Origin of the sequence: Pseudomonas putida, assembly GCF_001941965.1 — a bacterium.
Lineage (GTDB): Bacteria > Pseudomonadota > Gammaproteobacteria > Pseudomonadales > Pseudomonadaceae > Aquipseudomonas > Aquipseudomonas putida_L.
The window spans coordinates 14,485-28,724 of sequence record NZ_MKZO01000034.1; the positions used below are offsets into that span (position 1 = coordinate 14,485).

11 protein-coding genes are annotated in these 14,240 nt (G+C 65.1%); 3 read left to right on the forward strand and 8 right to left on the reverse strand.

Features of this window, described 5'->3' with window-relative positions; all coding sequences use genetic code 11:
* Positions 1-29: 29 nt before the first annotated feature.
* Entirely contained in the window at positions 30-1,229 is a 1,200-nt protein-coding gene (locus PSEMO_RS19160) for a CaiB/BaiF CoA transferase family protein (RefSeq protein ID WP_075804544.1), read from the reverse strand.
* 152 nt (positions 1,230-1,381) lie between these two features.
* On the opposite strand from PSEMO_RS19160, the gene PSEMO_RS19165 reads away from it, so the two are divergent.
* The 3 genes from PSEMO_RS19165 to PSEMO_RS19175 all read left to right on the forward strand — a co-directional run bounded on the left by PSEMO_RS19165 (position 1,382) and on the right by PSEMO_RS19175 (position 4,858).
* The gene (locus PSEMO_RS19165; RefSeq protein ID WP_075804545.1) at positions 1,382-1,924 is read left to right on the forward strand and encodes a YaeQ family protein; all 543 of its coding nucleotides are present in this window, start codon (positions 1,382-1,384) and stop codon (positions 1,922-1,924) included.
* Between the two features lie 9 nt (positions 1,925-1,933).
* Positions 1,934-3,643: a single-stranded-DNA-specific exonuclease RecJ gene (gene recJ / locus PSEMO_RS19170; RefSeq protein WP_075804546.1), complete on the forward strand. Its 1,710-nt coding sequence runs from the start codon at positions 1,934-1,936 to the stop codon at positions 3,641-3,643.
* 108 nt (positions 3,644-3,751) lie between these two features.
* Positions 3,752-4,858 (forward strand): NADH:flavin oxidoreductase/NADH oxidase, encoded by a 1,107-nt coding sequence (locus PSEMO_RS19175; protein ID WP_075804547.1) that lies wholly within the window; start codon positions 3,752-3,754, stop codon positions 4,856-4,858.
* Between the two features lie 264 nt (positions 4,859-5,122).
* On the opposite strand, the gene PSEMO_RS19180 is transcribed toward PSEMO_RS19175, so the two are convergent.
* From PSEMO_RS19180 to PSEMO_RS19210, 7 genes are all read right to left on the reverse strand, one after another.
* Positions 5,123-6,985 carry an FAD-dependent oxidoreductase gene (locus PSEMO_RS19180; protein ID WP_075804548.1) on the reverse strand — a complete coding sequence of 621 codons (1,863 nt, stop codon included), beginning with the start codon at positions 6,983-6,985 and terminating at the stop codon, positions 5,123-5,125.
* A 9-nt stretch (positions 6,986-6,994) separates the two neighbouring features.
* A complete protein-coding gene (locus PSEMO_RS19185; RefSeq protein ID WP_075804549.1) occupies positions 6,995-8,419 on the reverse strand; it encodes a gamma-aminobutyraldehyde dehydrogenase in 1,425 nt (474 codons plus the stop codon).
* Positions 8,420-8,446: 27 nt separating this feature from the next.
* A complete protein-coding gene (locus tag PSEMO_RS19190; RefSeq protein ID WP_075804550.1) occupies positions 8,447-9,253 on the reverse strand; it encodes an ABC transporter permease in 807 nt (268 codons plus the stop codon).
* A complete protein-coding gene (locus tag PSEMO_RS19195; RefSeq protein ID WP_075804551.1) occupies positions 9,243-10,181 on the reverse strand; it encodes an ABC transporter permease in 939 nt (312 codons plus the stop codon). Before PSEMO_RS19195 ends, PSEMO_RS19190 begins: the two co-directional genes overlap by 11 nt.
* A gap of 1 nt (position 10,182) precedes the next feature.
* Positions 10,183-11,220, reverse strand: a complete 1,038-nt coding sequence (locus tag PSEMO_RS19200; protein ID WP_075804552.1) for an ABC transporter ATP-binding protein — start codon at positions 11,218-11,220, stop codon at positions 10,183-10,185.
* A 212-nt stretch (positions 11,221-11,432) separates the two neighbouring features.
* Positions 11,433-12,584: a putative ABC transporter substrate-binding protein YdcS gene (ydcS, locus tag PSEMO_RS19205; RefSeq protein ID WP_075804553.1), complete on the reverse strand. Its 1,152-nt coding sequence runs from the start codon at positions 12,582-12,584 to the stop codon at positions 11,433-11,435.
* Between the two features lie 88 nt (positions 12,585-12,672).
* Positions 12,673-14,133 (reverse strand): gamma-aminobutyraldehyde dehydrogenase, encoded by a 1,461-nt coding sequence (locus PSEMO_RS19210; RefSeq protein WP_075804554.1) that lies wholly within the window; start codon positions 14,131-14,133, stop codon positions 12,673-12,675.
* Between the last annotated feature and the right edge of the window lie 107 nt (positions 14,134-14,240).

The window sequence follows — 14,240 nt, forward strand, 5'->3', positions numbered from 1 at the left end:
GCCCAGGCCGGTGCCGCGGAGCAGCTTTTTCAGATGGCACCCTGTTCGCGCAATGCGCCGATGGCAGCCGGGTCATAGCCCAGTTCGGCGAGCAAGGCGTCGGTGTGCTCGCCCAGCTTCGGCCCGACCCACTCGGTAGAGCCGGGGGTTTCGGAAAGCTTGGGCACGATGCCCGGCATCTTGAACGGCTTGCCATCCGGCAGCCTGGCCTGGAGGAACATTTCCCGGGCCAGGTACTGCGGATCGCTGAACATGTCTTCGGCAGAATAGATGCGGCTGGCCGGTACTTGCGCGTCATTGAGGGTCAGCATGAGTTGATCCAGCGGTACGCTGTTGGCCCAGCGGTCGATCACCCCGTACAGCTCGTCGCGCCGCGCATCGCGGCCATCGTTGCTGGCCAGGCTCGGGTCCTCGGCCAGGTCGGTGCGACCGATAGCGAGCATGAAGCGCTTGAAGATGGCATCACCGTTGGCGCCGATCTGCACATGCTTGCCGTCGGCGCTGGTATGAATGGAGGAGGGCGTGATGCCGGGCATGATGTTGCCGGTGCGCTCGCGGATGAAGCCGAACACGTCGAACTCCGGGACCATGCTCTCCATCATGGCGAAGATGGCTTCGTACAGCGCCACATCCACCACCTGGCCCTCGCCGCCGTTCACTTCGCGGTGCCGCAGGGCCATCAGCGCACCGATCACACCCCACAGGGCGGCGATGGAGTCACCGATGGAAATCCCCGTGCGTACCGGCGGGCGGTCGTCGAAACCGGTGATATAGCGCAGCCCGCCCATGGATTCGCCCACCGCGCCGAAGCCCGGCTGGTCCTTCATCGGTCCGGTCTGGCCGAAACCCGACAGACGGACCATCACCAGCTTCGGGTTCAGCGCCTTGAGCACCTCCCAACCGAGGCCGAGCTTTTCCAGCACGCCGGGGCGGAAGTTCTCGATCAGGATGTCGGCGTCGGCCAGCAGGCGCTTGAGGATCGCCATGCCTTCGGGATGCTTGAGGTTGAGGGTCAGCGACTGCTTGTTGCGCGCCTGGACGAACCACCACAGCGAGGTGCCCTCATACAGCTTGCGCCACTTGCGCAGCGGATCGCCGCCGTCCGGCGACTCGACCTTGACCACCTGGGCACCGAATTCGGCGCAGATGCGCGAGGCGAAGGGGCCGGCGATCAGGGTGCCGAGTTCGACGACTTTCAGACCGGCGAGGGGTTTGCTGGGCAACGACATAAGGCATCCGTGGCAATGGGCAGTGCGCTCGTTTTTATCACAGGGCGACAGGCGCAGATACTGTTGTAGCTCAGGATTGTGGCAGCGCGTCGTCGATTGCCGCCGCATCGGTTAGACTGGTCGACTTTCCCCGTTACCAGAAGCCCGCCCCCATGGCCCAGCCGTCCACCACGTACAAGTTCGAACTGAACCTCACCGACCTCGACCGCAACGTCTACCAGAGCGTCAAGCAGACCATCGCCCGCCATCCTTCGGAAACCGAAGAACGCATGGCTGTGCGCCTGCTGGCCTACGCCCTCTGGTACAACGAGCAACTGTCGTTCGGCCGTGGTCTGTCGGATGTCGATGAAGCCGCGCTGTGGGAAAAGAGCCTGGATGACCGCATCCTGCACTGGATCGAAGTCGGCCAGCCGGACGCCGACCGCCTGACCTGGTGCTCGCGTCGCACCGAGCGCACCAGCCTGCTGGCCTACGGCAGCCTGCGGGTCTGGCAAAGCAAGGTGCTGCCGGCGGTGAAGGGCCTGAAAAACCTGAATATCGCAGCAGTTCCCCAGGAAGTGCTGGAAGTCCTCGCCACCGATATGCCACGGGCGATCAAATGGGACGTGATGATCAGCGACGGCAGCGTCTTCGTCACCGACGACCGTGGCCAGCACGAAGTGCAGCTGGAGTGGCTGCAAGGCGAGCGTGGTTGAGCTGAGCCCATGCGTATCGAGCCCCGTTCACTGCCGCCGACCCTGCCATTTCTCGGCGACCTGCCGCCCCTGCTGACCCGCCTCTACGCCGCTCGCGGCGTGCAAAGCGCGGAGGAGCTGGACAAGAGCCTGGCGCGCCTGTTGCCGTTCACCCTGCTCAAGGGCATCGACGCGGCAGTGGACCTGCTGGTAGACGCCCTGGCCAAGCGCCAGCGCATCCTCATCGTCGGCGACTTCGATGCCGACGGCGCCACCGCCAGCAGCGTCGGTCTGCTCGGCCTGCGCCTGATGGGCGCGGCGCATGTCGACTACCTGGTGCCGAACCGCTTCGAGTACGGCTACGGCCTGACCCCGGAAATCGTCGCCGTGGCTCTGCAGCGTTCGCCTGACCTGCTGATCACCGTGGACAACGGCATCTCCAGCGTCGATGGCGTGGCGGCGGCGAAGGCGGCGGGGCTCAAGGTGCTGGTCACCGACCACCACCTGCCCGGCCATGAACTGCCCCTGGCCGATGCCATCGTCAACCCCAACCAGCCCGGCTGCGAATTCCCGAGCAAGTCGCTGGCCGGGGTCGGGGTGATCTTCTATGTGCTGATGGCCTTGCGCACGCGTTTGCGTGGTTTGGGGCATTACGACAGCAAACCGCAGCCGAATCTGGGTGAACTGCTTGACCTGGTCGCCCTCGGCAGCGTCGCCGACGTGGTACCGCTGGATGCCAACAACCGCATCCTCGTGCATCAGGGCCTGGAGCGGATCCGCGCCGGCCGCGCCCGTCCGGGGCTCAAGGCGATCCTCGAAGTCGCCCGTCGCGATCACCGCCGTATCACCTCCACCGACCTCGGCTTCATCCTCGGCCCGCGCCTGAACGCCGCCGGTCGCCTCGACGACATGAGCCTGGGCATCGAATGCCTGCTCAGCGACGACGAGACCCTGGCCCGGGACATGGCGGTGCAACTGGACGAACTCAACCAGGACCGCAAGTCCATCGAGCAGGGCATGCAGCGCGAAGCCCTGGCCCAGCTCAAGGACCTGCCGGTGGAATCGATGCCGTTTGGCCTGTGCCTGTTCGAGGCCGATTGGCACCAGGGCGTGATCGGTATCCTCGCCTCGCGCCTGAAAGAGCGCTATCACCGGCCGACCATCGCGTTCGCCGATGCCGGCGAGGGCATGCTCAAGGGCTCGGCGCGCTCGGTGCCGGGTTTCCATATCCGCGATGCCCTGGATGCGGTGGCGGCGCGGCATCCGCAACTGATCAGCAAATTCGGCGGCCATGCCATGGCGGCCGGCCTGTCGCTGCCGGCGGAGAACTTCCCGGCCTTCGCCGAAGCCTTCGATGAAGAAGTGCGTCGCCAGTTACGTGAAGAAGACCTGACCGGTCGTCTGCTGTCTGATGGCACCCTGGAAGTGCAGGAGTTCCACCTCGAACTGGCCCGCGCCCTGCGCAATGCCGGGCCGTGGGGCCAGCACTTCCCGGAGCCGCTGTTCCACGGGGTGTTCCAGTTGGTGGAGCAACGGGTGGTCGGCGAACGCCACCTCAAGGTGGTGCTCAAGAGCGAATGCGGCGCGGTGAAGCTGGACGGCATCGCCTTCGGAATCGACCGCGAAGTCTGGCCGAACCCCACGGTGCGCTGGGTCGAGCTGGCCTACAAGCTCGACGTCAACGAGTTCCGCGGGCAGGAAACGGTGCAACTGATGATCGCGCATATGGAGCCGCGCTGAATCTGGGGGTAGGAAACTGGTCTAGGCTTTGTAGGACCGGCACTGAGCCAAAGGGAAGAACGAGCGCTCGGTTCGGTCCACCATTCGGAGTCCTGGAGAGGTGCCCTCATGAGCCTGTTACTTGAGCCTTACACCCTGCGTCAGTTGACCCTGCCGAACCGCATCGCCGTATCCCCCATGTGCCAGTACTCCAGTGTCGACGGCCTGGCCAACGACTGGCACCTGGTGCACCTCGGCAGCCGTGCGGTCGGCGGTGCCGGGCTGGTCATCACCGAAGCCGTGGCGGTCACCGCCGACGGTCGCATCACCGCCCAGGACCTGGGCCTGTGGGACGACGCGCAGATCCCGCCGCTGCAACGCATTACCCGGTTTATCGTGGCCCAGGGCTCTGTCCCGGGTATCCAGCTGGCCCATGCCGGGCGCAAGGCCAGCACCCATCGGCCGTGGATCGGCAAGCATGGCAGCGTCAAGCCGGAGGAGGGTGGCTGGACCCCGGTCGGCCCGTCGAAAATCGCCTTCGACCCGCAGCACACCCCGCCCAGCGAGCTGAATGAGGAGCAGATCCGCGACATCATCGACGACTTCGTCGCAGCGGCCAAACGGGCGCTGGAGGCGGGGTTCAAGGTGGTGGAGATTCATGCGGCGCATGGGTATCTGCTGCATCAATTCCTTTCGCCGTTGAGCAATCAGCGGCGTGACAGTTATGGCAGCTGCTTTGAAAACCGTATCCGTTTGACCTTGCAGGTGACCGAGGCGGTGCGGGAGGTATGGCCGGAGTCGCTGCCGCTGTTCGTGCGGGTATCGGCGACGGACTGGGTGGAGGATGGCTGGAATCCGGATGAGACGGTGGAGCTGGCGAAGCGCTTGAAGACGTTGGGCGCTGACTTGATCGATGTGTCGTCCGGGGGGACCTCGATGCATGCCGAGATTCCTACCGGCCCTGGCTACCAGACACGCTTCGCGGAGAAGGTGCGCAAGGAGTCGGGGATTGCCACGGGCACTGTCGGCATGATCACCGAGCCGGCGCAGGCCGAGCATATTCTGCGGACCGGGCAGGCCGACCTGATCTTCCTGGCCCGGGAGCTGCTGCGCGATCCGTACTGGCCGCTGCATGCCGATGATGACCTGGGCGGCAACAAGGCGACATGGCCGGCGCAGTATCAGCGGGCTACGAGTCGGGAGCAGCCGATTCATGAGTCTGATTTGAGGGATTGAGATCTTTGGGACCGCTGCGCGGTCCTTCGCGGGCAAGCCACGCTCCTACCTTGGAATGCGTTCGTTTGTAGGAGCGTGGCTTGCCCGCGAAGGGCCGCAAAGCGGCCCCAAAACCTGGCAACACCGAGTCATTGCCGGGCACTGTTGTTGAATCGACCGGCCTCATCGCCGGCAACGCCGGCTCCCACAAGTATTGCGTGCACCACAGAACCTTGTGGGAGCTGGCGTTGCCAGCGATGAGGCCGTCAGCCACACCATCAGGATTCAGGCCAGCTCACCCACCGCCCGCCAGGCCTCATCAATCGCCGCATGCGCATAAGCACTCCACCCCGCATCCGAGTTGGCGATGCTCACATTGCCCAGCGGCTTGCGCGCCGTTTCCATCCATTGCTCGGTCTGCGCGGCATCGTCATACAGGCTGTTGGTGAAGCACGCATAGCCGTGTGACCAACGATTGACCGTGATCGCCAGGATGTCCTTCTGGTGATCGAACCCACCCGGCCCGAGCATCCGCTGCAACTGCTCGCGCAACTGCGCTTCAAGCTGATCGAAACTCTGCGCATACAGCTTCGCCCGGCCGGTCCGCGCCTGGTCCCGGGCATTCATCCCGACATTCGGCGTGGTCGGCACATAGACCATATGCAAGCCGATGGCCCTGGCCGGATCCCGCGGATGTTCATAACCGCCCATGCTCACCGGATAGTCCAGCTTGATTCGGCTGTACGGTTGGGTCGCCGCATAGATTTCATGCACCCCGAGTTTGTGGAACGCCTGCCAGTTGCGCACCACCACCTTGGTGTACACCAGCGGGAACTTGACGTTCTGGCTCAGGGCATGGGCCTGCGCTTCCGGCAGATCACGCAGCAAATACGGGATCATCATGTTGTAGCAGGCCATCACGCAGTGCTTCGCGCGCACCTGCGCCAGTTGCCCGCCACGGCTGTAGCCGATATTCACTCCGCCCTGCACATTGCGCACGCTCACCGCCGTGCTGTTCAGGCGAATGCGCACCGGGTGCGCCGCCTGATCCAGCTGGCTGTAGTCGAACTTCGCCAGGACGATATCTTCCATGCCCTTGCCCGGCGCCACCTGGGGAATCAGGTCGCGCACCAGCAGGCGCGCCACCGAGGCGTTGCCGTCGGGGAAGTGGTAGATGTACGGCTCTTCCATCTCCGCCCGGGCTTCCTCGCTGATCGGCTCCAGGTTCATCGCGGCAAAGCCGGGGAAGCCGACGTTGTAGGCGTCATAGGCTGCCACCGCGTCGATGCTCAAGGCCATGAAGTCATTGGTGCGGCCCTGGAAGTAGGCCACTGCGACCGGTGACAGCCCGACATCCTTGAGCAGGAAGTCGCGGTAGCTGGTGGTTTCCAGATGCTGCGTCTTCTCTTCCAGGCTCTTGCCGGCGAGGTAATCCCGAGGCGCTTCGTGCAGGTCGATCAGCGCCGTGCGATCCGCTTCCGGCAACGGGAAGTCGTTGATGAAGTCGCGGATCGAACGGGCGTTGAGCCGGTCCGGGGCGATATCGTCGGCGACCATCGGCGTCGGGTCGCCCGTGACCAGCTTGTCCTCGCCAAAGGTCTCCTTGTCGAAGAACACCGCACGGGACAACTTCAGGTCCGGGTAGAAGTTGCGCTCGAACGCCGTTTCGAAGCGCTTGATCTCCACCCCCAGCGCCTTGAGCAGCCCGTTCACTTTCTTGCTGTACAGATGGTTCGGCGACTGGAACGCCTCGCTGCCGCCATAGCCGATGATCATCCGCCCGTCGGCGCTGAACTCGTTGCGCTTGGCGTGGCCGCCGAAGTCGTCATGGTTCTCGATCACCAGGATCCGCGCCTGCGGATGTTTCTGCCGGTAGAACCAGGCCGCCGACAGCCCACTGATGCCGCCACCGACCACCACCAGGTCGTAGTGCTCGGCGATCGGCAGGGCGTCGGTGTCGAAGGTCTTTTTCTCCCAGCCCATCTGGTGCGCCACTTCGAAGGCGCCCGGATGGCTGCCGCGCAGGCCGGTCAGGGACGGCGGGTAGTAACGCCCGTCCGGTGCGGCCTGGAGGATCTGCAGCGGGGTCAGCCCCGCCGCGATGCCGATGGCGACGCCGTTGAGGAAATCACGTCGTGTGATCTGCATGAAGGGTCCTTAGTGCTTGAACATCACATGGCGGATGCAGGTGTAGTCTTCCAGGCCGTACATGGACATGTCCTTGCCATAGCCGGAGAGCTTCTGCCCGCCATGAGGCATTTCGCTGACCAGCATGAAGTGCGTGTTGACCCAGGTGCAGCCGTATTGCAGGCGCGCCGAAACGCGGTGGGCACGGCCGACATCGGCAGTCCACAGCGACGAGGCCAGGCCGTAGTCGGACTCGTTGGCCCACTCCAGCACCTGCGCTTCATCGTCGAAGCGGGTCACCGAGACCACCGGCCCGAACACCTCGCGGCGGACGATCTCGTCGTCCTGCTGGGCGTCGGCGAGCACGGTCGGTTCGAAGAAGAAGCCGTCACCCGGCACCGCTTTGCCACCGGTCACCAGGCGAATATGCGGCTGGGCAATGGCGCGCTCGACGAAGCCAGCCACGCGGTCACGGTGCTGGGCGGTGATCAGCGGGCCGAGCTCGGTTTCCGGGTCGTTCTGCAGGCCGTACTTGATGGTCGACACCGCGGCGCCGAGCTTCTCGACGAACTTCTCGTAGATGCCGCTCTGCGCGTAGATACGGCAGGCGGCGGTGCAATCCTGGCCGGCGTTGTAGAAGCCGAAGGTACGGATGCCTTCAACCGCCGCATCGATATCGGCGTCGTCGAAGATGATTACCGGGGCCTTGCCGCCCAACTCCATGTGCATGCGCTTCACGCTGTCGGCGGTGCTGGAGATGATGTTCGAGCCGGTGGCGATGGAGCCGGTCAGCGAGACCATGCGCACCTTGGGGTGAGTGACCAGTGGCGCGCCAACGCTCGGGCCCTTGCCGAAGACGATATTGAGCACGCCGGCCGGGAAGATGTCGTTAGCCAGCTGGGCCAGGCGCAGGGCGGTCAGCGGGGTCTGTTCGGACGGTTTGAGCACCACGGTATTGCCGGCAGCAAGGGCCGGGGCGATCTTCCAGGCGACCATCATCAGCGGGTAGTTCCACGGCGCGATGGAGGCGATCACGCCCACCGGGTCGCGGCGGATCATCGAGGTATGGCCCGGCAGGTATTCGCCCGCAGCGGAACCGTTGAGGCAGCGGCTGGCGCCGGCGAAGAAGCGGAACACGTCGGCGATGGCCGGGATCTCGTCGTTCAGCGCGGCGCTGTAGGGCTTGCCGCAGTTGTCCGATTCCAGTCTGGCCAGCTCTTCACCATGGGCTTCGATGGCATCGGCCAGTTTCAGCAGCAGGCCGGAGCGGTCCTTCGGCGCGGTCTGCGACCAGGCGTCGAAGGCGTTGTCGGCAGCGCGCACGGCGGCGTCGACCTGGGCCGCGCTGGCTTCCTTGATGCTCACCAGGGTGGTCCCCAGCGACGGGTTGAGTACGTCATGGCTCGGGCCTTCGCCTTCCAGCAGTTGGCCGTTGATCAGCAGTTGGGTTTGCATGAGTCAGTCCTCGTCAGCATGTCGGGGTTATTTGCCGCTGCCGGCAACGCTTTCGCCGCCGCGGGTCAGGTAGTAGGCGCCAAGGATCGGCAGCATGGTCACCATCATCACCAGCATGGCGACCACGTTGGTCACCGGTACGTCGCGCGGCCGGCTGAGCTGGTTGAGCAGCCAGATCGGCAGGGTGCGTTCGTGCCCGGCGGTGAAGGTGGTGACGATGATCTCGTCGAACGACAGGGCGAAGGCCAGCATGCCGCCGGCCAGCAGCGCCGAGCCGAGGTTCGGCAGGATGATGTAGCGGAAGGTCTGCCAGCCGTCGGCGCCGAGGTCCATGGAGGCCTCGATCAGGCTCTGCGAGGTGCGGCGCAGGCGGGCGATCACGTTGTTGTAGACGATCACCACGCAGAAGGTCGCGTGGCCGACCACGATGGTGAAGATCCCCGGCTCGATGCCCAGGGCCTTGAACGCCGAGAGCAGGGCGATACCGGTGATGATCCCGGGCAGGGCGATCGGCAGGATCAGCATCAGCGAGATGCCTTCCTTGCCGAAGAAACTGCGCCGGTACAGCGCCGCCGAAGCCAGGGTGCCGAGCACCAGGGCGATCAGCGTGGCCAGGCAGGCGACCTGCAACGACAGCTTGATCGACTCCAGCACGTCCGGCCGCGAGAAGGCCACGCTGAACCACTTCAGGGTAAAGCCCTGGGGCGGGAAGCTGAACGCCGCGTCTTCGGTGTTGAAGGCGTAGAGGAAGATGATCAGGATCGGGAAGTGCAGGAACACCAGCCCGCCCCAGGCTGCGATACGCAGGCCCAGCGAAGCTTTTTCAGAGTGCATCGAAGGCCCCCAGGCGTTTGACAATGGACAGGTAGAGGGCGATCAGCACGATCGGCACCAAGGTGAAGGCCGCGGCCATCGGCATGTTGCCGATCGCGCCCTGTTGGGCGTAGACCATGCCGCCAATGAAGTAGCCGGGCGGGCCTACCAGTTGCGGGACGATGAAATCGCCGAGGGTCAGGGAGAAGGTGAAGATCGAACCGGCCGCGATGCCCGGCACCGACAGCGGCAGGATCACCTGCATGAAGGTCTGCCGTGGCGTCGCGCCAAGGTCCGCCGAGGCGTGCAGCAGCGACGGCGGCAGGCGTTCGAGGGAGGCCTGGATCGGCAGGATCATGAACGGCAGCCAGATGTACACGAAGACCAGGAAGCGCCCCAGGTGCGAGGTCGACAGGGTGCTGCCGCCGACCCCGGGGATGCCGAGGAGGAATTGCAGCACCGGTTCCAGGTGCAGCAACTGCACGAACCACTGGGCCACGCCGCCCTTGGCCAGCAGCAGGGTCCAGGCATAGGCCTTGACGATGTAGCTGGCCCACATTGGCATCATCACCGCGATATAGAAGAACGCCTTGGTCTTGCCCGTGGTGTAGCGCGCCATGTAGTAGGCGATGGGGAAGGCCAGGGCGGCACTGGCGATGGACACGGCGATGGCCATGGTCAGGGTGCGCACGATGATGTCGAAGTTCGCCGGGTTGAACAGCGCGGCGAAGTTGGCCAGGGTCAGGTCCGGCGTCACCGCCATGGTGAAGTCGTCGAAGGTGTAGAAGCCTTGCCACAGCAGGCCCAGCAGCGAGCCGAGGTAGATCGCGCCGAACCAGATCAGCGGCGGGATCAGCAGCAGCGCCAGGTACAGGTTGGGCTTGCGGTAGAGCAGGTTGGAGAAGCGCCGCATGGGCGATCCCGAGGCTTGGGTCAGGGCCAGGCTCATCTCAGCGGCCCTCGCCCAGAACGGTTTCCTGCAGCGGCGTCATCGCCTCGCGGGCCCAGTGCGCGGCCAGGCGCTGACCTGGTTGCAACTGGGCGACGTCGGCCTGCCACTGGGTGTTGGCCTGGCTGACATTGAGCAACTGGCCGTTGTCCAGTTTCAGCTCGAAGCGGGTGGCGCTGCCCTGGTACTGGATATCGTGGAGCACGCCGCTGACCTGGACCTGGCCACTCACGGCGGAGTCGCCCAGGCGGATATGTTCCGGGCGGATCGAGAAGGGCTGGGTGCTGCCGTTCAACTGGCTGGCGAGGTCGTCGCGGATCACGTTGGAGGTGCCGACGAACTCGGCGACGAAGGTGGTGGCCGGCTTCATGTAGAGGTTGCGCGGAGTGTCCACCTGCTCGATGCGCCCGCGGTTGAACACGGCGACGCGGTCGGACATGGACAGCGCCTCGGTCTGGTCGTGGGTGACGAAGATGAAAGTGATGCCCAGCTGGCGCTGGAGCTTCTTCAGTTCGGTCTGCATCTGTTCGCGCAGCTTCAGGTCGAGGGCGCCGAGGGGTTCGTCGAGCAGCAGCACCCGGGGGCGGTTGACCAGGGCACGGGCCAGGGCGACGCGCTGGCGCTGGCCGCCGGACAGTTGTACCGGCTTGCGGCTGCCGTAGCCGCCGAGGGCGACCATCGCCAGGGCCTCTTCGGCGCGGGCATGGCGTTCCTGTTTGCTCACGCCCTTGACCTTGAGGCCGTAGGCGACGTTGTCCAGCACGCTCATATGGGGGAACAGGGCGTAGTCCTGGAACACCGTATTGACGTCGCGCTGGTAGGGCGGCAGGCCGGCGGCTTCGGCGCCGTGGATGCGGATCGAGCCGGCGCTGGGTTGTTCGAAGCCGGCGATCAGGCGCAGGCAGGTGGTCTTGCCCGAGCCCGAGGGGCCGAGCATGGAAAAGAACTCGCCGTCCTGGATATCGATGGATACCCGGTCGACGGCTTTCACCTCGCCGAACAAGCGGGAAACCTGGGTGAACTGGACTGCAAGGGTCATGGTGCGGTGCTCCGGATAGGCGTGGGTGTGTGCAGCGGCCCAGGCCTGGACGACTGACGACGGTGGTGCGTGTTTTTGCAGGGGTTTTTTGGGTTGCCCTCTCGGGCCCTATCGCTGGCAAGCCAGCTCCCACAGGGATCGCGGCGCACACAGAACCTGTGGGAGCTGGCTTGCCAGCGATGAGGCCCTCGAAAGCAACCCAGGGCTAAGGCTTATCGCCCACCCATGATCGCGATGTAGTCCTGGGTCCAGCGGCTGTACGGCACGAACTTGCCGCCTTCAGCCTGCGGGGTTTTCCAGAAGGCGATCTTGTCGAACTGGTCGAAGCCGTTGGTCTTGCAGCCCTCGGGCCCGAGCAGCTCGCTGCCGGTGCAGGCCGCCGGGACCGCCGGCAGCGAACCGAACCACGCCGCCACATCGCCCTGGACCTTCGGCTGCAGCGACCAGTCCATCCACTTGTACGCACAGTTCGGGTGCTTGGCCTCGGCATGCAGCATGGTGGTGTCGGCCCAGCCGGTCGCGCCTTCCTTCGGAATCACCGACGCCACCGGCTGCTTGTCGGCCTTCAGGCCATTGACCATGTAGCCCCAGGAACTGGACGCAGCCACGCCTTCGTTCTTCACGTCGCTCATCTGCACCGTCGCGTCATGCCAGTAGCGGTGGATCAGCGGCTGTTGCTGGCGCAGCAGGTCGAGCACGGCCTTGTACTGCTCTTCATTCAGCTCGTAGGGGTTCTTGATCCCCAGTTCCGGCTTGGCCGTCTTCAGGTACAGCGCCGCATCGGCGATATAGATCGGGCCGTCATAGGCCTGCACCCGGCCCTTGTTCGGCTTGCCATCGGGGAAGTTCTGCGGCTCGAACACCACCTTCCAGCTGTCCGGCGCCTGCGGGAACACGTTGGTGTTGTACATCAGCACGTTCGGCCCCCACTGGTACGGCGTGCCGTAGACCTGCTTGTTGACCACGTACCACGGCCCGTCCTGCAGGCGCGGGTCGATGTTCTTCCAGTTGGGGATCAGCGACGTATTGATCGGCTGCACCCGCTTGCCGACGATCAGGCGCAGCGAGGCGTCGCCCGACGCGGTGACCAGGTCATAACCGCCCTTGGCCATCAGGCTGACCATTTCATCGGAGGTGGCGGCGGTCTTCACGCTGACCTTGCAGCCGGTTTCCTTCTCGAAGCCGGTGACCCAGTCATAGGCCTTGTCGCTGTCGCCGCGCTCGATATAGCCCGGCCAGGCGACGATATCCAGCTGGCCTTCGCCGGCACCCACGGCCTTCAGCGGTTCGGCGGCCTGCAGGCTGGCGCTGGCCAGCAGGGCGGTGCTCAGGGCGCTGAGCAATGCGGTCTTGTGCGCGAACATGGTGTTCCCTCTTGTTCAAATAGTTGTCGGGGCAGATTGGCAAACGGTGCAGCGATCCAGCGTTTTATTAGGGTAGTGCGAACGTCGTTCAGGCCAGGTGCTCGCCATGGCGCGCCATGATGTGGCGGACCACGCTGTAGTCCTGCAGCGAATCGCTGGACAGGTCCTTGCCGTAGCCGGAGCGCTTGAGCCCGCCGTGGGGCATCTCGCTGACCAGCATGAAATGGCTGTTGATCCAGGTGCAGCCGTACTGCAGGCGCGCGGCGATCTGCATGGCCTTGTCCAGGTCGCGGGTCCATACCGAGGAGGCCAGGCCGTACTCGGAGTCGTTGGCCCAGTCCACGGCCTGGGACAGCTCGTCGAAACGCGTCACCGTGACCACCGGGCCGAACACTTCGCGCTGGACGATCTCGTCGCGCTGCTGGCACCCGGCCAGGAGGGTCGGCTGGTAATAGTAGCCGGGCCCCGAATGCACGGCGGCGCCGGTGACCCGTTCGATATGCGGCTGGCTCAGGGCGCGCTCGACGAAGCTCGCCACGCGGTCGCGCTGGCGGGTGCTGATCAGCGGGCCGATCTCGTTGTCGGCATCGCGCTTGCTGGCGAAGCGCAGGCTGCTGACCGCCCAGCCGAGTTCGGCGACCAGCTTGTCGTGGATACCGGCCTGGGCGTAGATGCGGCAGGCGGCGGTGCAGTCCTGGCCGGCGTTGTAGTAGCCGTAGGTGCGCACGCCCTCGACCACGGCCTTGAGGTCGGCGTCGTTGCAGACGATCACCGGGGCCTTGCCGCCGAGCTCCAGGTGGGTGCGCTTGACCGTCCTGGAGGCGGCCTGGAGGATTTTCTGTCCGGTGACGATATCGCCGGTCAGCGAGACCATGCGCACCCGGGCATGGCTGACCAGATGGCTGCCGACGCTCTCGCCGCCGCCGCAGACGATATTCAGCACACCGGGCGGCAACAGCTCGGCCAGCGCGGGCGCCAGGGCCAGGATCGACAGCGGGGTATGTTCCGACGGTTTGAACACCAGGGTATTGCCGGCCGCCAGGGCCGGGGCGATCTTCCACGCCGCCATCATGATCGGGTAGTTCCACGGCGCGATGGAGGCGACCACGCCCAGTGGGTCGCGGCGGACCATGCTGGTGTAGCCCGGCACGTACTCGCCGGCCAGTTGCCCGGTCTGGCAACGCACGGCACCGGCGAAGAAGCGGAACACGTCGATGGCTGCCGGCAGGTCGTCCTGGCGTGCCAGGTGCAGCGGCTTGCCGCAGTTCAGGGCTTCCAGGCGGGCCAGTTCATCGGCCTGGCGCTGCAAGGCATCGGCAATGTTCAGCAGGATGTTGGAGCGCTGTTGCGGGGTAGTCCGCGACCAGCTTGAGAAGGCGCGGTGCGCGGCCTGGATCGCGGTTTCGGCCTGCTCGTGGCTGGCTTCGGCGATACGGGTCAGGACTTCGCCCGTGGCCGGGTTGAAGATCGGCTCGGCCAGCCCCTCGCCGGCGACCAGTTCGCCGTCGATCAGCAATGCGGTGGAGAAGCTCGGGTGCGCGCCGGACATCGTGGAAGTTCTCTGTTGTTCTGTTTTTATGAACTGTCGCCCGACGTGGGTGGGCGATATTTCTTACAGAGCCTAGAGCGGACCGCGCAGGTCGACAAATTCTAAAT